The following is a 19,514-nucleotide window of genomic DNA, read 5'->3' as shown; positions in this document are numbered from 1 at the left end:
ATCAATACTCCCCAGTCAGCATCAACACCCAATGCTGACCATCCCAGCAGGCATATAAGACCTGTTGGGGTGCGGGGAAGTCTGTGTATGGAATGGTCTGCTTGCGGTGCACTCGGCCATTCCCATCCTCAAGTGTCAGCACAGCTGCTGAACCGTTGACCACAAGCCTGACCAGCACAAACCAATCTGCCGTGCCCAGCTGAACAAGGTGACTCACAGCAGCATCCAACAGCCAGTAGCAGCCAGCAGTGTCAGCCAGGTATTTCACGCCATCCGTTATCAAGAACTTGGGTGCAATGCGGTAGTAGCGTTCAGTGCCCGTAAATTGAGCCAGTGCTGCAGGGTCAAAATCCTTCATTCTGTTGCTCCCTGTGCAGCCATAACGGCCAACTCAGCTTGGCTTGTGGCCAGCAGATCAATGCGCAAGTTCGGCTGGATGTTGCAGATCAAGTGGTTGATTGCCCAATTCAAGACTTGTGAGCGCTCACGGTCACTTGCTGCTTCTTCCAGCTTTTCTTGATAGCACTCCATTTCATACATTGAGCGTTGCAAGTGATTGATTGCAGCTTGCAGGCGTTCATATGCCGAGGTCCGTATTGATTTAGCTTCGATGGCTAATCGGTCGGTCTGTCTGCTTGTGTCCATTGCGGTGTCCTTTCTGTTGCGTTTGGACACAGTGTGTTTTCAGAGTGGCGGTATGGGCAACCGATAGCCCGTCACAGTGGCGGGATACCGAAAACCAGCCCTACAGCCGGGGTTGATTGGGACCGGATAGCCTCAAGCACAGATGAATTTTCGGCTTGGCTGTAGGGCTGGATTTACCGGGTTATGCTGTGTCCTTTCTTAAAGAAAGCATCGACTGAAAGAGAGCAAGAATGACTAGGATGACTGAAGAATGGGTGCTGCTTTGGTATCAGTGCTTGTATCGGAATTTTGATTATGAAAAGCACTGTCAGCTATCTGATGGGCTTGATGATATTGATATACCTAATTGGGATCAAGCACGCTATGAACAACTTGATGAACTCTATAATGATTTTGGAACTTTAAATGAAACTGTTAATGTCGATATAAATGGAGAGGCTTGGAAGCAGTGGTTTGAGCCACGCAGACATCTGTTTATTCCATTAATTAAAAGCATTGATGTGTTTTCTAATGTTGTAGCTAGAGAGGGCTGCATAACTTTAGAAATACCCTTGCATTTGCATTTGCAAGATACTCAGAAGTTGGTAATGGATTATCTTGAAAAATATTATGAAAATAACCAGTTTATAAAATTTGAGCCACCAAAATATAAACTTCACACGGTTAATGGTCGTGTTGCACATGGCTATGAACAAGTAAGGCAAGCTGTAATTACATCAAAAGAGTATTCTGATGAGGGTGATTTGTTGAAATCTATAGCACCAACGGTTAAAGGTAATATGATTAAATTCCTTCAGCGCGAAATTGATAATCTTGGGTGGACACTAGATCCGAAGGCTAAAGATGATTTGATGAATAAGGGTTTAATGGATCAAGAACGCTTGGAAGTTTTCAAGGCTAGAATTAATAGGTGTAGGAGAGAATTTTTAGCGTTATCAAAAAATGCAAGTAGAGGCCGATTTCCTGATATGTCTGAATTTGAGTCAGATTCCTTTGATGTGATTAGATTTGCTTATAAATTACAGGATATGAGTTTAAGGGAAAGGAACAAAAGCTAATCTGAAACTGTTCCTTCAAAAGCCAAACTCCTTATGTTTTACTCAAGGCCTTCGACAAGTTCGTCGATGAATAAGCCAGACAAAGGAGATTTAAATGGCTAATGTTATTTGCTTGCAAGAAGAGGTGACTGCATCTGTTGGTGCAGCTATTCCTCAGACCCAAAATAAATTTAGTATTACCGCCGCTATGAGCACTCTCGCCAAAATGCGTGCTGATGCGGACAACAACTATGAAACATACGAGGTGCTGGGACGTAAGGCTACTCGTGAGTTGATGGGGCGTGTGTATGCGATGTTGTGCAATGCCAAGGCAAGCGGCCAGTTTGGCCGACTCATTGCCAACATTCGCGCCGATTTCAAGCAGCAGGATGTGAAAGTTAAGGCAACGAGCAAGGACAGTAGCTTGCTCATTCGCTACATCTTCACAAAAGCAAGCGATAAGCAGGTCCATGTATATGGCCGTGCGCTGGATGTTGCATATGACGAGCAGGATGTTGCGCCCGCAAAATTTGCGGAGTGGGTGGAGAAAACGGAAGGTGGATTTGAGGGTATCCGCTCGAATTCCGCTGCAACGGTAGATTCGACCTCAAAGGTTAAAACGGCTTTGAGTAAGTGCCAATCCGAGCGCACGCTCGAAACGATTGACAAGATCGACTGGGTGGGAAATGAGGATTACAAAGTCATCATTGCGTTCCGTAACGCAGATGACACAGCCGACCTCAAAGACCCGTGCTTGTCCGATGAGCAGCAGGAAGCCACTTTGCTCCGCTATCTGGCAGAGACAAAAAAAGCAGATGCTGCGAAGAAGCCGAAAAAGCCCAGCAAAGATGCGATCAATATGGTCAAAGAAATGGAGACGAAGGTCATTGAGCAGCAAAGCAGCGTTGATCAACTGTCCTTGGAGATTGAGATGTATTCGGAGGAGGGTAAGCCTTGCGAGGAGCTGCGTTCGATGTTGTATGTTGAAAATATCAAGCTCAACGTTATCAGCGAATCCTTGAAGATCGCCAAAGCAGCCTTGGCTGCATAACCTTTCTTTAAGAAAGCACGGGTGCTGTTGCACTCGTGCCTCAAGGACTATTATGAAACTTCATACATTGCTTTACGACTTTGTGGATGTTATTGGCAAAGCACCAAACATGGAAAGAATTCTGTTGACACCGAATGATGATGGCGTTGCATTTCGTGCGTCATCTGAAATTGCGAATGGGCAAGGTCGGTATGTGGTGCTTGGAAAGACGAATGACAATGTGGATTATATTGATCAAGAATTAGGAATTCAGAGTTTATCTTATATTGGAAAGGTGATTAATGCTCCTGGATTCACGCGATTGACTACTCAGGCATATATTGACGAAATTAAATGGTCCATATTGAACAAAAATTTGCGTATTGAAAATGATCAAGGAGAGTGTATAAAACTTGGCTTGTTTTTTAATGAGGGTATCGACTTACATATGACTCAGAATAAGTTTTCTGTAAAGCCTACAATAAATTACGAAGCTCATTTCCGACCAAATGGTGCGGATTTGGATGCACTTAAGTATTGGATGAAGATCTCAGATGAGTATCTGTCAGATGATTTTTTGATGACTCCGAGTATTGAAAACGGAAAATTATATTTGAAGGTCGGAATGTGTGATGAAATGAGTTTCAAAATGAAGCTTGCTGATCGAGTCAGTGGTAAGATCTTAGTTAAACAATTTTATGAGGGCGATGTTTTTCATTCAATTGCCTCGATGAGAAGCGAGGTTAAGGATCTCATTGCCAGCTTCAGCGATCAAGGTGCCTGCAGGATTCGAGCTTTGACTCATTGCGCTGAATACAACTTCATTCTGCCTGCCCGAAAGCTTTGATTGTTAAGCCAACTCCACAGCCTGACGCTTCATGTCGTCATTGACGTCAATGTAGCGTTGGGTTGTGGCAATGCTGCGATGACCAGCAAGGGAAGCCAGCAGTCGCACGCTGATCCCCTTGTTGGCCAGTGTTGTGATGAATGTGCGACGACCCGAATGGCTTGATGCACCTTCAATCCCGGCACGCTTGTAAAGGTAGTGGAAGTGCTGTGTCAGCGTGTTTGCCGAAAACCCCTTGCGTGGCGTGTGCTGTGTGCAGAACAGTGCTTGATCGGCGGTGTGCCAAGTCTTGCTGGCCACATAGGTCTGCAGTTCGGCCTGCAAGCGAGCGTTGAGATAGACAGTGCGTGCGTGTGCGTGTTTGACCCGTGCAGCAGCCAAATAAATTTCCGCTTTTACAGTGCCATCAGCATTGCGCACATCGGCAATGGTCAGGCCAGCAACTTCCCCAACCCTAAATCCCGCCCACACAGTCAGCAGTAGTGCCACGCGATTTCTGATTGCGTTGGGCTTGCTTTCGATGTAGGACAGCACTCGTTCAAGTTCTGCGGGTGTAAGTGTTTTAGCTTGTGGCATTTCGCTGCTCCAAATAATGTGCGTGCTTTAAGTGTGTGATCTTTGGGCTGGTCTGAGCAACCGGAAATGGCAGCGCAATCAGCTCCCGGCATTTCTCATAAAGATCAAGAGGTTATGTGCGGCCGCAAAGGGTTTATGCATTCCCTTTGGTCCTGTCTTTCGCGAATTCGTGTGGCAAGTGCGCCACGAAACTGGCGTGACAGCAAAGCAAGCCCTACAAGCTGCGATCAGGTCTACCAGCAGCCAGAGCCAACCAAGCCCGAAAATAATGCGCTGTAGGGCTGTTTTGAGTGCCTGCACCCTGCGTGTCGTTTTAAACGTCAAGCGTTCTCGGTGCTATGACCCTGACACGTGAGACTCAGCTTCTGGCCGATTGCGACGTGGAAGTCCTATTTCCGATACTTGCTCGGAATAGGGTGGGTCCGGCAGTCGAATGGGCCGTCCACTCCATTGCCCTTGATTCGAGTCTCAAAGAATTGTCGCTTCGATCGGGCTGCTTGAAGGCTTCTTACAGTGTCAGGGTCGATTGCGCAATAGTGATAGTAGGTCGTCCGCAATCGGATGACCATGTAGCGCTCTGCCTTGTCATAGCAAATGCGAGAAACATCACTGACTTCTTTAACATCTGTGCATGCGAACGAGTCAAGTGAAACGGCACCGAGATATCTGACCTGGACAGTTTCCGCATTGACGAACTGACACATCGATACGAATGCCAAAAGAATAAAGATTTTCAATGTAGCCTCTAAGCTGATTGTTCAATCGGACTTCATGCAATGTCCGAAAGCAACGGATTGTGCTGCACTACGACGGTAACTCAAGTTTCGATTAAATTTTCGCATGGGATGCGGGTCTCTTTTTGAGGAATTGATGCTTCGCGCTGTGCAGCCCAGACCTTCCCAGACGATGAAGCTTTTGCTTGACCGCGATACATTAAAGCCCATCAATAGTCATCAAGGAGACCGCATGTCAATTTTTAGAAAGTCATCAGAATTGACCTCAAAATTTCCGCTACTTCGTGTGTTCGCACTTGTGCTGGTCATAGCTTCAGGCCACAACTTGGTAAGTGCTCAGACAACCGAGAAAATGGTAACCCTTGAAAGTCGGCAAGGCACCAAGATAAGCTATTGGTGGATGCCCAACCAGAATGCAAAAGCGACTGTGCTTCTCTTGTCCGGTGGTGAAGGTGGTATGGGTTACAAGGACGGCCAACCTCGAAATGGGAATTTCCTGATTCGAAGCCGAGACCTGTTTTTTCGAAATGACATGAACGTAGCAATTCTTGGCAACCCAACTGATAAGCCAAGACTAGACCATCAATGGCGTGTATCTGCGCAACACGCACAGGATGTCTCAGCCGTGATCGATAGCTTGAAGGTGAATTCAAATGTTCCACTCTGGCTTGTCGGCACATCCAACGGGACAATTTCAGCAACTGCTTTGGGGATTGCACTGCCGGATAAAGTGCAAGGACTTGTTTTGACGGCTTCCGTTTTGACTTGGAAAATACCGCAAGCTGTGCCAAGACAAGATGTTGGAAAAATTTCAGCGCCAGTTCTTTTTTATCATCACAAAGAGGATTCGTGTGCGGGCACTTTAGCCTACGAACTACCGGGAACTGTTGATCGATTTACCAATTCCAAGCAAAAAAAGATGATGATCGTTACAGGTGGTGAAAATCCACAAGGTGATCCGTGTCAAGCATTTCATTGGCATGGTTTCATCGGCATGGAAACTCAAGCGGTCAATGACATTGCCGCCTGGATTTTTTCTCAACAACCTTGAAGTTCTTCGCAGCCCAGACCTTCATAGCGCTGCCAAAAAATCTGCGCTGCAATTTTTGCTGGATGTGGAGATCTCGGGCCATGGTGATTGCAGCACACGGTCCCACCTTGCATTGACGTTTTTCACGACATCCCATGTGCAGTCAGTTTTGCACAACACTGCTTCTTCTTTCAACTAAATACACATGCATTGAGCTGCTGGCTTGATGTTATTCACCGCCGTCCGAATACGGGATTTGCAAGTCCCGTATTCACCTAAGTGGCCGTGGTGAGTAGGGCCGATGGTCGGCCCATGTGGAATGAATAACAACAAGAAAGAAGAACAATGAAAAGAACATCTATCACCGTGGACGCCCGTGGCGCGGGGCAAGGCAAGACACGCAACGGCATCTATCCCATGCTGGCCAGATTGGCAATGACAAACATGCCCACACTGATCGTGGTGCCCAGCCAATTGCTTCAAGAGCAATACTGCCTCGACAACCCCACACTCGCGATCAGGAAGATCAACAGCTCGCATGATTCTGGCTCAGGCCTCAATGTATCGGCTGAAATTCTCAATGCCTTGGCCAATCGAGCGCCCATGGTGATCATCACTGAAGAGGCCTTTCGAAGAACCCACATCAGCTGGGACATCAAGTGTGACTACCACTTGATCATTGATGAGGCCATCAATCCATACAGCATTGAAGAGCTGCGCATTGATCCAAAAATTGCCCTGCAGTTGGACAAGATTTTCAGCGTCGAAGAAGAGTGCAAAGGTTGGGAGCAATACGAGTCATACTTCAAACCCGAAATTGAAAAGATGGACATCTCTGCTGCTGAAAAATTAAAATGGCACAAAGATTTCCAGCCCAAATCGTGGGCAAGTCTCAAGCGCATTGCAGTGGAGAGCAGTTCAATATTTCAAGAGAGTTTGCAGTGGCGTCGATTGATGAATCCCAACACCCGGCTGTGGGTCACTTGGGGGCATTGGCAAAAGATCAAAGCGGGCGACACACGGGAGCTGAGCATTGCCGTTGAGCTGAATGACAGCATGTTGAACGGCTGGATTTCCGTGCATATCGCCGCAGCCGCATTTGACAGCACTTTCATGAGCATGTGGCTCAAGGCAAACGGCGTGACCTACACGATCTGTGTGCCTTTCACGCCCCACAAGCAAGTGCCAATATTTCATGTTCCCGAAGATAGTTTCAGCTGGAGCAAATACAGACGCAATGCACAGCCCAATGCATTGCCGGAGTTTTACCGTTATGTTGAAAAGCAGTTGAAGGGCGGTCCTTGCCTCGTTGTTCGAAATAACGACGAGATCGCGGCCAAGTTGAGCAACGAACAGAAGGTCACACACAATGTTCATGGCATCAACACCTACAGTGACAGCACAGCGGTATGTCTCAGCACTGCACTCAAGCCGGGATGGGCATTCAAGGCTTTTCTGACACAGCAAGCCGAGGCGGCCGGTCTTTGGACTGAAAAAGTTGATGGCTTTATTGCCAAGGCATTTGGCAGTTACATGTTCTATCAAATCCTTATGCGCAGTGCCTTGCGTGTTGAGGGCAACATCAAGCCAGTTCATTGCTTCGTTCTTGATTTTGAGATCGCAATGGGATTGATGGATTTCTTTGACGCAGATGCCCAGATCAAACAGATCAGTCCTTTTGCTTTAACCTGCATGAACAAGGCCCCTCGCAAGAAGACCAAGATCGCCATGACACCAGCAGAAAAGCAAAAGCGATACAGGGAACGCAAGGCCACACAGGCCAAGATGTCTGCAACATCAAGGGGTGTTGATTCCCCCGATAAAACATGACCGTTACTTTTTTCTCTTATATAGCTTTATAGAGATTTTCGTAACGGAATTTGACTTGTGATTTGCAGATGGATGTGTGAGATGTGTGATGTGGCAGATCAGATGTTATGTGAGGTGATCTGGTGTTACGTGAACTGATTGATGTGCAGTGCCATTACCACTTATGAATGGAATGACTCCGCGGAGCGAGATCCATACGACAAGACAGAATGGGAAGTAACGCCTTGAAGCTCAGATGATCAGAAACCCGCCAATTCGACGGGACACCAAACAGCCTCGGTTGCTCAAACCACAATGCCGAAAATAAAGTTGTGGACATCAACAACACACAGGAGTAATTGATGTCCGCACTCACAACGCTCAAGCTGAGCACTGCTAAGAAATCCCAAGCAATGACACCCGCAGTGCATCGCCGTTTGAAGTTGGGCAAGAAGATTTGGGAGCAGATCGAGCTTGCAAAAGCCATAAGCGCTGGGGGCACTTACACAGTTCGCCGCTTCAAGACTGTTCGCGATGATGAGGGCAATAGCCGCAGCGTTGAATTGCCCAAAAAAGTGCGGCAATGGTGGTGGACCGCCGCTGATGGCAAGTTGGCCATGAACATCCGCTATGGCAGTCGGGTTATTGATCTGGCCAAGGGCAAGTCATCCATCGAAATGGCCACTGTGGATGACTTGGTGCCAACGCTTGAATTGGTCAAGAAGGCCGTGGAAGCAGGGGAGTTGGATGCGCAGATCGAAGCGGCCAGCATCAAGCTTCGTGAAGGCTTTGGCAAGTGACGGCCTGATTGATGCACTGCGGTTGTCGTTTTAAACGCCAATCGCAGTGTCCTGCATAAATACTTGATGCGATTTTATGAATTCAAACCCGTCAAGCACATCAAGCCCTTAAGCCCACCAGAAGCCCGCCTGCACAAGTTGAAAGACGTGGGGGAACGGAACAAGACTGCAATCAAGACCGAGAAAGATGCCCAGAAGCGTCAGAAAGCTTTGGTCAAGCAGAGCAAGCAGCAGGGCAAAGGTAAACCGACAAACAATCCCAATCAAACCTTGTGATTCGGGAAAACCCGCCAAAAATCTTGGTTTCTTAAAGAAAGAACTGGCCGTGTGCCGTGTGACCTTTTTACGTGGGGATGAGAGGCATTGCTGTGATGTTCCATTGCTTCAACTCTAAAATGAAAAGTCAAATTCAATACAGAAGGACTTATGCCGTTGCTTCATTTCGCGTATGGTAGTTTGGCCCGCAAAGGACAAATTGATGAGCAGGTATTGAAAACTTGCAAAACGATTTTGGAGCCAAGATGCCTTAAAGCGTTTTCTTGTCCCGAGTTCTTGCCGATCTTGAACAATCCTGGAAGTTTATGGGGCCTGCCTGCCTCGGCACAAAGCATAGGTTCAGCAGGTGTGGGCATTTCAAAGTTTGTCAAGTCACCACCAGTAGGGTTGATGCCGACAGAAGTCAATATGATTTGCTTCGCAAATTTGCCATTCAAAAAAATGGCTGCATGGGAGTGTGTTGAGCACTATGGGCAATTGGCAATTGCTTTTACAGATCAGTATCGCAACCGAATTGGTGCCAAGTGTGTGGCTTACTACGATTTGGTTGGACTTCCAAACGATCCGAAAGTCATTGCTTACAAAAAGTCCTTAGATGCAGAGATGCCAGACCAAAAGCTTGAGCGTGAGCTTGTTGCTTATCGCAAGCCACTACAGCTTTGGCCTGAATTTCGTGTGTATTACCCTGTCATCTCGGTTGTGAGCGATCCGAACGGTGCTCAAGTTAAGCTGTTGCCATACGACAGATATGCAGAGGGATATGAATTCTGGCGAGAGCAAGAGGCTCGCGTTGTCTTGGCGGATGATGTCGAATATCTTGGCTTTGAACCTAAAGATGTATTGAGAATTTTCGTGCCAACACTACAGGCTAAGCAAGCTGTTGAAAATTGTTTGGCCACTGCTTGGGATTGGCAGCCGCCTGTTGTCCTCTTTCCATACAAAGGCTGACAGGCATAGCTTTGATGCAGGGCCGTGGGTCAAGCGTCAATTTTTTTTACGCTTGTCCGAGTTGGAAAGCGGCAACTGCCGATCATTCCAACCCACTCAAACCCAACCCTGCCGCCACACACTGCTGTCCTGCAGTTCACGCCAAGCAATCACTTGCGTTGCCTTTGAAAACACTGCTTCGATTTCAACCAATTGAATCGCGTCAGCGGGATCGTCGGGTTGAATCACCCGGCTGACCAAAAAATGCTTTTGTTTGGCCACAGGTTTGACCGCAGTCCATTTGCTCAGCAGCAGTTTTTTGTGGTTCAGCGGGTTCATGGCTTGCTTTGCACTTCCCGCGCCACCGCCTCGGCCAGCTCAATCACCGCCATGGCGTAGTAGCTGCTCCAGTTGTAGCGGGTGATGGCGTAGAAGTTTTCGGTGCCGGCCACGTAGCTGGGGCTGTCGTTGCCGTTGCGCAGTTCAATCAGGGCCAAGGGGCCGGGGTGTTGCAGGGCTTCGCCTTGCAAGCTTGCGCCTTTGGCCGTGAAGCTGTTGACACTGAAGGTCGGCAAGATGTCTGGGGCGAGCAGGGCGTCCATGTCGGTTTGGCCAGGCACCAGCGTCACGGGGTAGTGGGTGGGCATGCCGCTGCGCCACTGAAAAGCTTTGAAGTAATTGGCGACGGAGCCGATGGCGTCGGCAGGGCTGGCAAACAGGTCAATGCGCCCATCGCCATCAAAGTCCACGGCATGGCGTGCCCAGCTCGAGGGCATGAACTGCGGCAAACCCATGGCACCGGCATAACTGCCCCGTATGGCCAGGGGGTCCGCTGCGCTGCGCGAGGTCAGCAGCAAAAATTGCTCCAGCTCAGACCGGAAGTAAGCCTGTCGTTCGGCCGCTCTGGGATGGGCACTTGGAAAGTGAAAGGCCAAGGTGCTCAGGGCGTCGATGATGCGGAAGTTGCCTGTGTTTTGACCATACAAGGTTTCAACCCCAATGATGCCCACGATCATGGCAGCGGGCACACCGTACTCGCGTTCAGCCCTTTCCAGGGCGCTGCGGTGGGTGTTCCAAAAGCGTGCGCCGGCTTGTATGCGGATGGGTTCGATGAAGCGGGCACGGTAGGCCGCCCAGTTTTTGGCACTGGGGCTGCTGGCAGGGAGCACCAGTTTTTCGATGGAGGGCAGACGTTTGGCCTGGCCCATGGTTTGTTCGACCCAAAGCGGGTCAAGCTGAAGCCGGGCAGCGGCATCTTGGGACCAGGTTTGGGTGAGGGCGGTGTCCAGACTCAAGCCTGAAGGCGCGGGGCGTTGCGCCCGTTGGTGCTTGTTTTTGGGCTTGGAAGGGGTTTGGCTGTGCTTGTGGGTTGCAGCCTTCTTCGCTGGGCTGCTGGTGTGGTGTGAGGTGGGTTGGGTGAGTGCAGGCAGCGGCATGCACAGCAAAGCGGCCAGACCCATGACCAAGCTTCGGGCCAGACGCTGCGTGTTTGAGCGGGCGCTGGAGGCTGTGCTGACCAAAAAGTATGTGTTTTTTTTCATTGGCAGAGAGTTTAAACGCCAGGGGACTGGGCGCGTGATAAGCTGAAACCATCAAAACTGGTGCAACTCAATAAAAGCAAAGCTGCCTTCAAGGTGGCAGCATTCTGGAAGACAAAACCATGGGCGCGACAGGCTATTTCTCACACCCCGCTTGCTGGAAACACGAGATGGGCCCAGGCCACCCGGAGTGCCCGGAGCGTTTGGGGGCCATTGAAGACCGGCTGCTCATCAGCGGTGTGGACATGGCTTTGCAAAGGCGTGAGCCTGGCCCCGCTGCTTTGGCCGACATTGAGCTGGCCCATGGGCGCATGCATGTGGCGGCTTTGCGGGGTTTGGGCGATGCCTTGCGCGAAGACATGGCCGCAGGCGGGCCCACACACACCGCGCTCGATCCCGACACCTTGATCAATGCCCACACTTGGGAGGCCGCCTTGCTTTCGGCAGGCGCGGCCATCGATGCCACCGATGCGGTGCTGGCAGGCGAACTGGAGAACGCGTTTTGCGCCACGCGTCCGCCGGGACACCACGCGTGCCGGGACAAGGCCATGGGATTTTGCTTTTTCAACAACGTGGCCATTGCGGCCAAATACGCCGTCGAGCGCCATGGCCTCAAAAGGGTGGCCATTGTGGACTTTGATGTGCACCACGGCAACGGCACCGAAGACATCGTGGCTGGCGATGAGCGGATATTGATGGTCAGCTTTTTTCAGCACCCCTTTTATCCGGAGGGGGGGTCACAGTCCAATGCCCCCAATTTGGTGAATTTGCCGGTGCCCGCCTACACGCGGGGCATGGACATTCGCGAGTTGGTGGACATGATGTGGTTGCCCCGGCTGGAGGCGCACCGGCCCGAGCTGATTTTCATCAGTGCAGGTTTTGACGCGCACCGCGAAGACGACATGGGGCAGATGGGCCTGGTGGAGCAGGACTATGCCTGGATCACCCAGCGCATCAAGGATGTGGCGTTGCGCCACGCCAAGGGCCGCATCGTCAGTTGCCTGGAGGGCGGTTACAACCTGAGTGCCTTGGGGCGCAGTGTCGAGGCGCATTTGCGGGTGTTGGCCGATGTGTAAAGCCTGAAGGCCCCATCACTTGCTTTTTGGAGCAGGGGCAAGGTCTTGGCGGGTCGGGTTTGGGCACAATGGGCGGATGAGCCAAATGCCTTTACCCCAATTCACCGATGGGCTGCTGCACGAGCGCGATGCGCTGGGTGTGCACCGCCTGACCCTCAACAGCCCCGCCAGCTTCAACACCTTGAGCGAGGCCATGCTCGATGCGCTGCAGCAGGCGCTGAACGCCATTGCCCAAGACGAGCAAGCCCGCGTGGTGGTGCTGGGTGCTGCGGGCAAGGCGTTTTGCGCTGGCCACAACCTCAAGGAAATGCGGGCTCAGCCCGAGCTGGCCTATTACCAAAAACTGTTTGCCCAATGCAGCCGCATGATGCTGTCCATCCAGAACTTGCCGGTGCCCGTCATCGCTCGGGTGCAAGGCCTGGCCACTGCGGCTGGATGCCAGTTGGTGGCGCAGTGTGATTTGGCCGTTTCGGTCGACACGGCCCGCTTTGGGGTCAACGGCATCGACGTGGGGCTGTTTTGTGCCACCCCCAGCGTGCCGCTGGTGCGCAACATGCACGCCAAGCAGGCCATGGAAATGTTGCTCACGGGGGGCTTTATTTCGGCCGACGAGGCCCGAGGCCGTGGTTTGGTCAACCGCGTGTGTGCCGCCTCCGAGCTGGATGCTCAGGTCGATGAACTGGTCAGCGCCATTTTGTCCAAGCCGCGCGAGGCCGTGCGTTTGGGCAAGGCCTTGTTTTACCAGCAACGCGAAATGGGCATCGCAGCGGCCTACCAACTGGCAGGGCAGACCATGGCGTGCAACATGGTGCACGACGACGCGCAAGAGGGCGTGTTGGCCTTCATTGAGAAAAGGACACCGACATGGCGAGCCTGAAATCGCTGAACATCGCCGACCCCATGAGCTGGCTGGAGGTCCTGGTCCGGGCCGAATCGCTGCAGGTGCTGTCGGCTTTTGCGGTGTGCATTGCGCTGGCCTGGACGATGACTTGGGGTGTTCGCAAGGCTTTTGCAGGTCAGGAGTTGTCGATTTTGCTGGGGCGGCGCTTGATTGACGGGGTCTTGTTTCCGATCCTCTTGCTGGGCCTGACGTTTGCAGCCCGAACCCTCTTGACCGATGCGCAACCGGTGGCATTGTTTGGCATTTTGTTGCCGGTTTGCATGTCCTTGGCCTTGATCCGTTTTGGCGTCAAGGTGTTGCAAGTGGCCTTTGGTCAGGCCCCTTTTGTGCGGGTGCTGGAGCGCACGATTTCGTGGCTGGCCTGGGGGGCGGTGGTGCTGTGGGTCACCGGCATCTTGCCTTTGCTCTTGGAGGAGCTCGATCAAATTCAATGGAAAGTGGGCGGTTCACTGCTGTCGGTGCGCACCCTGATCGAAGGGGCGCTCACCGCCGGTGCAGTGCTGATTGTCACTTTGTGGGTGTCGGCGGCCATTGAGGCGCGCTTGCTCAAATCGGCCACGGGCGGCGACTTGTCGCTGCGCAAGGTCATCAGCAACACGGTGCGGGCGCTGCTCATGTTTGTGGGTTTGTTGCTGGCGCTGTCTTCGGTGGGCATTGACCTGACCGCCTTGTCGGTGCTGGGGGGCGCGGTGGGCGTGGGCATTGGCTTTGGCCTGCAAAAACTGGCCTCCAATTACGTCAGCGGATTTGTCATCCTGGCCGAACGCAGCATGCGCATTGGCGACATGGCGCTGGTAGACGGTTTTGAAGGCCGCATTGTGGACATCAAGGCCCGCTACACCGTGATTCGGGCTTTGAATGGCCGCGAATCGATCGTGCCCAATGAGTTTTTGATCATCAACCGGGTGGAAAATTTCACCCTGATGGACCCCAAGTTGTCGCAAACCACCGTGGTCTCGGTGGCCTACGACAGCGATGTGGACTTGGTGCGGCGGCTGTTGATCGAGGCTTGCGAAAGCCAGGAGCGGGTGCTCAAAGACCCCGCGCCCAATGCTTTTTTGAGCCAGTTTGGCGCGGACGGCCTGGAGTTCACGGTGAGTTACTGGATTGCCGATCCCGAAAACGGTCAATTGGCTTTGAAGTCGACCATCAACATGTTGATTTTGGCCGCGCTGCGTGAGCACCGAATCGAGATCCCGTACCCGCAGCGCGTGATGCACATGGTCAATTCATCATCGAAGGCAGCCACAGGCTGATTTGCGGGAAGGCCAGCAAAATGCCCAAGGTGATGATGAGCACCAGCACCATGGGCCAGACGCCCCGGAAAATGGCCCCCAGGCCCACATGGGGCAGCAAGGTGTTGAGCACAAACAAGTTCATGCCCACAGGCGGTGAGATCAGGCCAATCTGGATCACCATGACGATCAGCACGCCAAACCAGACCGGATCAAAACCCAGTTGCACCACGATGGGAAAGAACAAAGGAATGGTCAGCAGCACCATGGTCAGCTCTTCCATCACCGTGCCCAGCAGCACATAGATCAGCATCATCGCGGCCACGATCATGATGGGCGAGAGGCCCAGTCCGGTGATCCAGTCCTTGAGCTCAAAAGGCAAGCTGGTGTAGTTGACGAAGTTGGCAAAAATGGTGGCGGCAATCAGCAAGGTGAACAGCATGGCCGTGGTTCGTGCCGACTCGACCAAAACCTCCATGAGCACCTTGGGGCTCAAGGCCTTGCGGGCCAGGGCAAACAAAAAGGCGCCCATCGCCCCCATGCCAGCGCCTTCGGTGGCGGTGAAAAAGCCGCCATAAATGCCACCCAAAACCAGCACCACCAAGAGCAAGACGCCCCAGATGCCGCGCACGGCGGCAAAGCGCTCAGACCAGCTGAACTTCTCGCCAGCCGGGGCATGTTCGGGATCGTGCCAAGTCATGAACACCACAGCCACCATCATGAGCACGGCCGTCAGGATGCCGGGCAAGACCCCGGCCGCAAACAGTTTGCCAATGTGGGTCTCGGTGATGATGCCGTAGATCACCAAAATGGTGGACGGCGGAATCATGATGCCCAGCGTGCCGCCTGCAGCGATCACCCCGGTGGACATGGCATCGCTGTAGCCCAGCTTTTTCATGGAGGGGTAGGCCACTTTGCTCATGGTGGCGGCAGTGGCAATGGACGAGCCGCAAATGGCCCCAAAACCAGCACAAGCGGCAATCGTGGCGTGGGCCAGGCCTCCGCGTCGGTGGCCAATGAAGGTGTAGGCGGCGTGAAACAACTCGTGGGCCAAACCAGCGCGGGCCACAAAATTGCCCATCAGGATGAACAGCGGGATCACCGATAAGGTGTAGGCGAACCCGGTCTCGTGCACCACCTGGGCCGTGCTCGCGAAAGCAGGCAACCAGCCGCGGGTCAGGCCAATGCCCACAATGCCGACCAAGCCCATGGAAAAAGCCAAGGGCATGCGCATCAAGGCCAAGACAAAAATGGCCAAAAATCCAAGCAAAGCTTCGGTCACAGTGTGCCCCCTTCTGAGGATTCTTCTTCTTGGGCAGACCCAAAAGCCTTGATCAGGTGCACCAGCCCCGTCAGGCCACACAAAACGCCCATGCCTTGGATGAAAGGTGCTTTGGCAATTTTGAGTTGTGCCGTGGTCTCGCCGGTGACCGCAAATTCGGAGCCAGTGCGCCACATCAGGTAGGCCAAACCAAACAGCAAAGCCGCACACACCAGGTTCACCAAGGCGCGTTGGATGCGCTGAAAAAATGGTGAAAACAAGGCGTCCAGCGAGTCAAAAACCACATGCTCACTTTTCATCGAGACCAGTGGCAAGGCACCAAAGATGACCACCACCATCAGCAACTCGGTCAACTCCAAAGAGCCGGTGATGGACTGAGACCAAATTTTGCGGCCGCTCACGTCGAAAAAGGTGAGCACCATGATGGCAAACAAAGCCAAACCCGAAAGGGTTCCGCAGACGATGTCGAATAACTTTTTCACATTTCACCCAAAGAAAAACGGCACCTGCTGTGTTTGCAGGTACCGTTGTTGTCAGGAGGTGCCGTGCCCTTGGTCAAAGCACAAGGGCCACACCGTTTATTTTTGTTTTTGCAGTTTGGCAATTTCCGCACGGAAATCAGACAGCATGCCCGAGGGGTCTTTCAAGCCCTTGGCCTTGGCCGCTTGAGCCCAATCGCGTTCGAGTTTGCTCACTCGCACCGTCACACCGCTGACAAAGCTGTTGTCTGCCTTGATGACTTTGACGCCGTTCTTTTGCATGTTGGCCAAAGCCAGATCGTCCACACGGTCCCACGATTTGCCAAAGCGGCTGGCCACGGCGTCACCTGAGAGCTCGTCCACGGCTTTTTTGTCTTCGGCCGACAAAGCGTTGTACTTGGCCGGGTTCATCATGAAGACAAAGCTGGTGTTGTACAGGCCGCCAGGGAAGGTGGTGGCGTGCTTGATGATTTTGTCAATTTTGAAGGAGTCGGTGGATTCGGCCGGGAACAAGGTGCCGTCCATCACGCCGCTCGAGAGCAATTCATAAGAGTCCGGTGCGGGTTTGAGGGTGACGTTCATGTCCAAGGTTTTGGTGATCTCATTGACCATGCCACCGCCGACCCGGAACTTCAGACCCGACAGGTCTTCGACTTTGGTGATCGGTTTTTTGGTGTTGAACACAATGCCAGGACCGTGGGTGAAGTAACCCAGCACCTTCACGCCAGCATGCTCTGCTGTGAATTCGGGATGCTTGCTGGCGATGCGGTTGAAGGCCACCGACAAAGGCTCGGCGCGGTCGCCCAAAAATGGAAACTCCGCCATTTGGGTCAACACAAAGCGACCAGGGGTGTAGCCATGCACTGTGAAAGAAACGTCGACCAAGCCGTTCTTGACCGCATCAAAGGTGCCAGGCGCGGGTGTGACCGCACGGGGCAAGATGTTGCAACGCACGCGGTTGGAGGTTTTGGCGGTCAGCGCATCGCACCATTCCTTTTGCGCCACGGTCAGGCCGTGTGTGGGGGGCACCCAGCTGGACACGGTCAACACGGTTTGGGCCTGGACTGCGCCACCCCAGCAGGTCAAAGTGGCCAAGGCCAGCATCGTCAGGTTTTTTTTCATGCGTCTCTCCATCAAAGTGACAAAAAAATCAAAATATCTGGATACTCGCCAGATTGACCTGAATCCTAACCTGTAATGCCCGACCGATTGGTCGGTGAATTCCCGGGGGTCGGACCTGGTGAAGCGGGCAAAAGTCGGTCTAAATTTCGAACGACCGTGCTTTTTTATGGGGTGCAGGCTGTTTGAAAAGTGGTTTTGGTGCACAATTGACGTTGACGTTACGTCAATGGCGCTACCGGACTTGAATGCGCTTGGGTTTTGATTTCAATCGGAGAAACTTTCATGAAAATTCTCGTTCCCGTCAAGCGGGTGGTGGACTACAACGTCAAAGTGCGCGTCAAGTCCGATGGTTCCGGCGTGGACATCGCCAACGTCAAGATGAGCATGAACCCCTTTGACGAGATCGCCGTTGAAGAAGCCGTGCGCCTGAAAGAAAAAGGTTTTGCCACCGAAGTCATCGCTGTGTCTTGTGGTGTGGCCCAGTGCCAGGAAACCTTGCGCACCGCCATGGCCATTGGTGCCGATCGTGGCATTCTGGTGGAGACACCCGCCGATCTGGACTTGCAGCCCTTGGCTGTGGCCAAACTGCTCAAGGCACTGGTCGACAAAGAGCAACCCGGTCTGATCATTTTGGGCAAACAAGCCATTGACGACGACTGCAACCAGACGGGCCAGATGCTGGCCGCTTTGGCCGATCTGCCCCAAGCCACATTCGCCTCCAAGATCGAGATCGTGGACGGCAAGGCCCAAGTGACCCGCGAGATCGACGGCGGTTTGGAAGTGCTGAGTGTCAGCTTGCCTGCGGTGGTGACCACCGACCTGCGCCTGAACGAGCCGCGTTATGTGACGCTGCCCAACATCATGAAGGCCAAGAAAAAGCAGCTGGACAACTTCAAGCCTGAGGATTTGGGCGTCGACGTGGCCCCGCGCATCAAGACCCTCAAGGTGATGGAGCCTGCCAAGCGCAGCGCCGGCATCAAGGTGCCCGATGTCGCCACCCTGGTGGACAAGCTCAAGAACGTGGCCAAGGTCATCTGAACATCTTCCCTGTAGGAGCCCACCCCGTGGGTGATGGTGTGTTGAGCGATACCGATTGACTCAGGCCAAGCGCCCAAACCACCCATCGCCCGAAGGTGTGAGTTCCTGCAAAAAAAACAAAGGACAAACCATGACTTCTCTCGTCATTGCAGAACACGACAACGCCTCCATCAAAGGCGCGACCCTGAACACCGTGACCGCTGCTGCCGCTTGCGGCGGTGATGTGCATGTGCTGGTCGCGGGTCACAACGCCGCTGCCGCCGCTGCCGCCGCTGCACAAATTGCGGGCGTGTCCAAAGTGATCCACGCCGACAGCGAAGCGCTGGCGCACGGCCTGGCCGAAAACGTGGCCGCCCAAGTGCTGGCCATCGCCGCCAATTACAGCCACATCTTGTTCCCCGCGACCGCTGCGGGCAAGAACGTCGCGCCCCGCGTGGCAGCCAAGCTCGATGTGGCGCAAATCAGCGATGTGACGCAAGTCATCTCGGCCGACACCTTCGAGCGCCCGATCTACGCGGGCAACGCCATCGCCACCGTGCAAAGCACCGACGGCACCAAAGTCATCACTGTGCGCACCACCGGCTTTGACGCCGCAGCCGCCACCGGTGGCAGCGCAGCTGTAGAAGCCGCAGCCGCCCAAGCCGACAGCGGCAAGAGCAGCTTCACACGCAGTGAGATTGCCAAGAACGACCGCCCAGAACTCACCGCCGCCAAGATCATTGTGTCTGGTGGCCGCGCTTTGGGCAGCTCGGAAAAGTTCAACGAAGTGATGACGCCACTGGCCGACAAGCTGGGTGCCGCCATCGGTGCCAGCCGCGCCGCAGTCGATGCCGGTTACGCCGCCAACGACCTGCAAGTGGGCCAGACCGGCAAGATCGTGGCACCTCAGCTGTATGTCGCTTGCGGCATCTCAGGTGCGATCCAGCATTTGGCCGGCATGAAGGACTCCAAGGTGATCGTCGCGATCAACAAGGACCCTGAAGCGCCAATCTTCAGCGTGGCCGATTTTGGCCTGGAGGCCGATTTGTTTGCGGCTGTGCCTGAATTGACCAACGCACTGTGACCCATTGACCACAGCAAAAAAGGCCTCCGCGAGAGGTCTTTTTTGTACCTGAACCCCGACTGACTGGAG

The 19,514-nt window shown here is 53.1% G+C and carries 22 protein-coding genes; 13 read left to right on the top strand and 9 right to left on the bottom strand.

Going from position 1 to position 19,514, the window contains the following annotated elements:
- Position 1 precedes the first annotated feature (1 nt).
- Together B9Z48_RS15135 and B9Z48_RS21430 are read right to left on the bottom strand one after the other, a co-directional pair.
- Positions 2-358, bottom strand: coding sequence for a DUF6876 family protein (locus B9Z48_RS15135; RefSeq protein ID WP_108379463.1), 357 nt, complete (start codon positions 356-358; stop codon positions 2-4).
- Positions 355-645, bottom strand: coding sequence for a hypothetical protein (locus B9Z48_RS21430; protein ID WP_146186307.1), 291 nt, complete (start codon positions 643-645; stop codon positions 355-357). Before B9Z48_RS21430 ends, B9Z48_RS15135 begins: the two co-directional genes overlap by 4 nt.
- Before the next feature lie 239 nt (positions 646-884).
- Here B9Z48_RS21430 and B9Z48_RS21425 point away from each other — a divergent pair, with 239 nt between their 5' ends.
- The 3 genes from B9Z48_RS21425 to B9Z48_RS15115 all read left to right on the top strand — a co-directional run bounded on the left by B9Z48_RS21425 (position 885) and on the right by B9Z48_RS15115 (position 3,559).
- The gene (locus B9Z48_RS21425; protein WP_146186306.1) at positions 885-1,703 is read left to right on the top strand and encodes a hypothetical protein; all 819 of its coding nucleotides are present in this window, start codon (positions 885-887) and stop codon (positions 1,701-1,703) included.
- A 94-nt stretch (positions 1,704-1,797) separates the two neighbouring features.
- Positions 1,798-2,733 carry a hypothetical protein gene (locus B9Z48_RS15120; RefSeq protein ID WP_108379457.1) on the top strand — a complete coding sequence of 312 codons (936 nt, stop codon included), beginning with the start codon at positions 1,798-1,800 and terminating at the stop codon, positions 2,731-2,733.
- 52 nt (positions 2,734-2,785) lie between these two features.
- Positions 2,786-3,559: a hypothetical protein gene (locus B9Z48_RS15115; protein WP_108379455.1), complete on the top strand. Its 774-nt coding sequence runs from the start codon at positions 2,786-2,788 to the stop codon at positions 3,557-3,559.
- Between the two features lie 3 nt (positions 3,560-3,562).
- Here B9Z48_RS15115 and B9Z48_RS15110 read toward each other — a convergent pair whose 3' ends face one another.
- Positions 3,563-4,135 carry a site-specific integrase gene (locus B9Z48_RS15110; RefSeq protein WP_108379453.1) on the bottom strand — a complete coding sequence of 191 codons (573 nt, stop codon included), beginning with the start codon at positions 4,133-4,135 and terminating at the stop codon, positions 3,563-3,565.
- Positions 4,136-4,524: 389 nt separating this feature from the next.
- On the bottom strand, positions 4,525-4,839 hold the full coding sequence (locus tag B9Z48_RS22020; protein ID WP_108379451.1) for a KTSC domain-containing protein: 315 nt from the start codon (positions 4,837-4,839) through the stop codon (positions 4,525-4,527).
- Positions 4,840-5,041: 202 nt separating this feature from the next.
- Between B9Z48_RS22020 and B9Z48_RS21420 the strand changes: the two genes are divergently transcribed.
- From B9Z48_RS21420 to B9Z48_RS15080, 5 genes are all read left to right on the top strand, one after another.
- Complete coding sequence (locus B9Z48_RS21420; protein ID WP_146186305.1) at positions 5,042-5,920, top strand: alpha/beta hydrolase; 879 nt, start codon at positions 5,042-5,044, stop codon at positions 5,918-5,920.
- 324 nt (positions 5,921-6,244) lie between these two features.
- On the top strand, positions 6,245-7,729 hold the full coding sequence (locus tag B9Z48_RS15095) for a hypothetical protein (protein WP_146186304.1): 1,485 nt from the start codon (positions 6,245-6,247) through the stop codon (positions 7,727-7,729).
- Positions 7,730-8,070: 341 nt separating this feature from the next.
- A complete protein-coding gene (locus tag B9Z48_RS15090) occupies positions 8,071-8,508 on the top strand; it encodes a DUF6641 family protein (protein WP_108379445.1) in 438 nt (145 codons plus the stop codon).
- A 66-nt stretch (positions 8,509-8,574) separates the two neighbouring features.
- Positions 8,575-8,784, top strand: a complete 210-nt coding sequence (locus B9Z48_RS15085) for a hypothetical protein (protein ID WP_108379443.1) — start codon at positions 8,575-8,577, stop codon at positions 8,782-8,784.
- 150 nt (positions 8,785-8,934) lie between these two features.
- Positions 8,935-9,732: a hypothetical protein gene (locus tag B9Z48_RS15080; RefSeq protein WP_146186303.1), complete on the top strand. Its 798-nt coding sequence runs from the start codon at positions 8,935-8,937 to the stop codon at positions 9,730-9,732.
- Positions 9,733-9,828: 96 nt separating this feature from the next.
- Here B9Z48_RS15080 and B9Z48_RS15075 read toward each other — a convergent pair whose 3' ends face one another.
- The gene (locus B9Z48_RS15075) at positions 9,829-10,050 is read right to left on the bottom strand and encodes a TIGR02450 family Trp-rich protein (RefSeq protein ID WP_108379439.1); all 222 of its coding nucleotides are present in this window, start codon (positions 10,048-10,050) and stop codon (positions 9,829-9,831) included.
- Entirely contained in the window at positions 10,047-11,252 is a 1,206-nt protein-coding gene (gene mltB / locus B9Z48_RS15070) for a lytic murein transglycosylase B (protein WP_304481749.1), read from the bottom strand. Before mltB ends, B9Z48_RS15075 begins: the two co-directional genes overlap by 4 nt.
- A gap of 119 nt (positions 11,253-11,371) precedes the next feature.
- On the opposite strand from mltB, the gene B9Z48_RS15065 reads away from it, so the two are divergent.
- From B9Z48_RS15065 to B9Z48_RS15055, 3 genes are all read left to right on the top strand, one after another.
- Entirely contained in the window at positions 11,372-12,325 is a 954-nt protein-coding gene (locus B9Z48_RS15065; protein WP_108379437.1) for a histone deacetylase family protein, read from the top strand.
- 85 nt (positions 12,326-12,410) lie between these two features.
- Positions 12,411-13,202 (top strand): enoyl-CoA hydratase, encoded by a 792-nt coding sequence (locus B9Z48_RS15060; RefSeq protein WP_233261143.1) that lies wholly within the window; start codon positions 12,411-12,413, stop codon positions 13,200-13,202.
- Positions 13,190-14,482 (top strand): mechanosensitive ion channel family protein, encoded by a 1,293-nt coding sequence (locus B9Z48_RS15055; RefSeq protein WP_108379433.1) that lies wholly within the window; start codon positions 13,190-13,192, stop codon positions 14,480-14,482. The genes B9Z48_RS15060 and B9Z48_RS15055 overlap by 13 nt, the downstream gene beginning before the upstream one ends.
- On the opposite strand, the gene B9Z48_RS15050 is transcribed toward B9Z48_RS15055, so the two are convergent.
- The 3 genes from B9Z48_RS15050 to B9Z48_RS15040 form a co-directional block, all read right to left on the bottom strand.
- Positions 14,451-15,743: a TRAP transporter large permease gene (locus B9Z48_RS15050; RefSeq protein WP_108379431.1), complete on the bottom strand. Its 1,293-nt coding sequence runs from the start codon at positions 15,741-15,743 to the stop codon at positions 14,451-14,453. The genes B9Z48_RS15055 and B9Z48_RS15050 overlap by 32 nt on opposite strands.
- Positions 15,740-16,225: a TRAP transporter small permease gene (locus tag B9Z48_RS15045; protein ID WP_233261142.1), complete on the bottom strand. Its 486-nt coding sequence runs from the start codon at positions 16,223-16,225 to the stop codon at positions 15,740-15,742. Before B9Z48_RS15045 ends, B9Z48_RS15050 begins: the two co-directional genes overlap by 4 nt.
- A 96-nt stretch (positions 16,226-16,321) precedes the next feature.
- Positions 16,322-17,344 carry a TRAP transporter substrate-binding protein gene (locus tag B9Z48_RS15040; protein WP_089956533.1) on the bottom strand — a complete coding sequence of 341 codons (1,023 nt, stop codon included), beginning with the start codon at positions 17,342-17,344 and terminating at the stop codon, positions 16,322-16,324.
- 282 nt (positions 17,345-17,626) lie between these two features.
- Here B9Z48_RS15040 and B9Z48_RS15035 point away from each other — a divergent pair, with 282 nt between their 5' ends.
- Positions 17,627-18,382 carry an electron transfer flavoprotein subunit beta/FixA family protein gene (locus B9Z48_RS15035; RefSeq protein WP_089956535.1) on the top strand — a complete coding sequence of 252 codons (756 nt, stop codon included), beginning with the start codon at positions 17,627-17,629 and terminating at the stop codon, positions 18,380-18,382.
- Between the two features lie 130 nt (positions 18,383-18,512).
- Positions 18,513-19,445, top strand: a complete 933-nt coding sequence (locus B9Z48_RS15030; RefSeq protein WP_108379569.1) for an electron transfer flavoprotein subunit alpha/FixB family protein — start codon at positions 18,513-18,515, stop codon at positions 19,443-19,445.
- The last annotated feature ends 69 nt before the right edge of the window (positions 19,446-19,514 follow it).

It is taken from the genome of Limnohabitans sp. WS1, assembly GCF_003063265.1.
GTDB lineage: Bacteria > Pseudomonadota > Gammaproteobacteria > Burkholderiales > Burkholderiaceae_C > Limnohabitans_A.
The sequence above is the reverse complement of the archived record's forward strand: the minus strand, read 5'-3'. Positions and strand labels throughout refer to the sequence as shown.

Bases quoted from the DNA above. Each gene is read 5' to 3' on its own strand.
- B9Z48_RS15090 (WP_108379445.1), top strand. From the start codon at position 8,071: ATGTCCGCACTCACAACGCTCAAGCTGAGCACTGCTAAGAAATCCCAA.
- B9Z48_RS21425 (WP_146186306.1), top strand. From the start codon at position 885: ATGACTGAAGAATGGGTGCTGCTTTGGTATCAGTGCTTGTATCGGAAT.
- B9Z48_RS15115 (WP_108379455.1), top strand. From the start codon at position 2,786: ATGAAACTTCATACATTGCTTTACGACTTTGTGGATGTTATTGGCAAA.
- B9Z48_RS15135 (WP_108379463.1), bottom strand. From the start codon at position 358: ATGAAGGATTTTGACCCTGCAGCACTGGCTCAATTTACGGGCACTGAA.
- B9Z48_RS15085 (WP_108379443.1), top strand. From the start codon at position 8,575: ATGCGATTTTATGAATTCAAACCCGTCAAGCACATCAAGCCCTTAAGC.
- B9Z48_RS15065 (WP_108379437.1), top strand. From the start codon at position 11,372: ATGGGCGCGACAGGCTATTTCTCACACCCCGCTTGCTGGAAACACGAG.
- B9Z48_RS15060 (WP_233261143.1), top strand. From the start codon at position 12,411: ATGCCTTTACCCCAATTCACCGATGGGCTGCTGCACGAGCGCGATGCG.
- B9Z48_RS15040 (WP_089956533.1), bottom strand. From the start codon at position 17,344: ATGAAAAAAAACCTGACGATGCTGGCCTTGGCCACTTTGACCTGCTGG.
- B9Z48_RS21420 (WP_146186305.1), top strand. From the start codon at position 5,042: ATGAAGCTTTTGCTTGACCGCGATACATTAAAGCCCATCAATAGTCAT.
- B9Z48_RS15030 (WP_108379569.1), top strand. From the start codon at position 18,513: ATGACTTCTCTCGTCATTGCAGAACACGACAACGCCTCCATCAAAGGC.
- B9Z48_RS15110 (WP_108379453.1), bottom strand. From the start codon at position 4,135: ATGCCACAAGCTAAAACACTTACACCCGCAGAACTTGAACGAGTGCTG.
- B9Z48_RS15035 (WP_089956535.1), top strand. From the start codon at position 17,627: ATGAAAATTCTCGTTCCCGTCAAGCGGGTGGTGGACTACAACGTCAAA.
- B9Z48_RS15120 (WP_108379457.1), top strand. From the start codon at position 1,798: ATGGCTAATGTTATTTGCTTGCAAGAAGAGGTGACTGCATCTGTTGGT.
- B9Z48_RS15080 (WP_146186303.1), top strand. From the start codon at position 8,935: ATGCCGTTGCTTCATTTCGCGTATGGTAGTTTGGCCCGCAAAGGACAA.
- B9Z48_RS22020 (WP_108379451.1), bottom strand. From the start codon at position 4,839: ATGTGTCAGTTCGTCAATGCGGAAACTGTCCAGGTCAGATATCTCGGT.
- mltB (WP_304481749.1), bottom strand. From the start codon at position 11,252: ATGAAAAAAAACACATACTTTTTGGTCAGCACAGCCTCCAGCGCCCGC.
- B9Z48_RS15055 (WP_108379433.1), top strand. From the start codon at position 13,190: ATGGCGAGCCTGAAATCGCTGAACATCGCCGACCCCATGAGCTGGCTG.
- B9Z48_RS15095 (WP_146186304.1), top strand. From the start codon at position 6,245: ATGAAAAGAACATCTATCACCGTGGACGCCCGTGGCGCGGGGCAAGGC.
- B9Z48_RS15075 (WP_108379439.1), bottom strand. From the start codon at position 10,050: ATGAACCCGCTGAACCACAAAAAACTGCTGCTGAGCAAATGGACTGCG.
- B9Z48_RS21430 (WP_146186307.1), bottom strand. From the start codon at position 645: ATGGACACAAGCAGACAGACCGACCGATTAGCCATCGAAGCTAAATCA.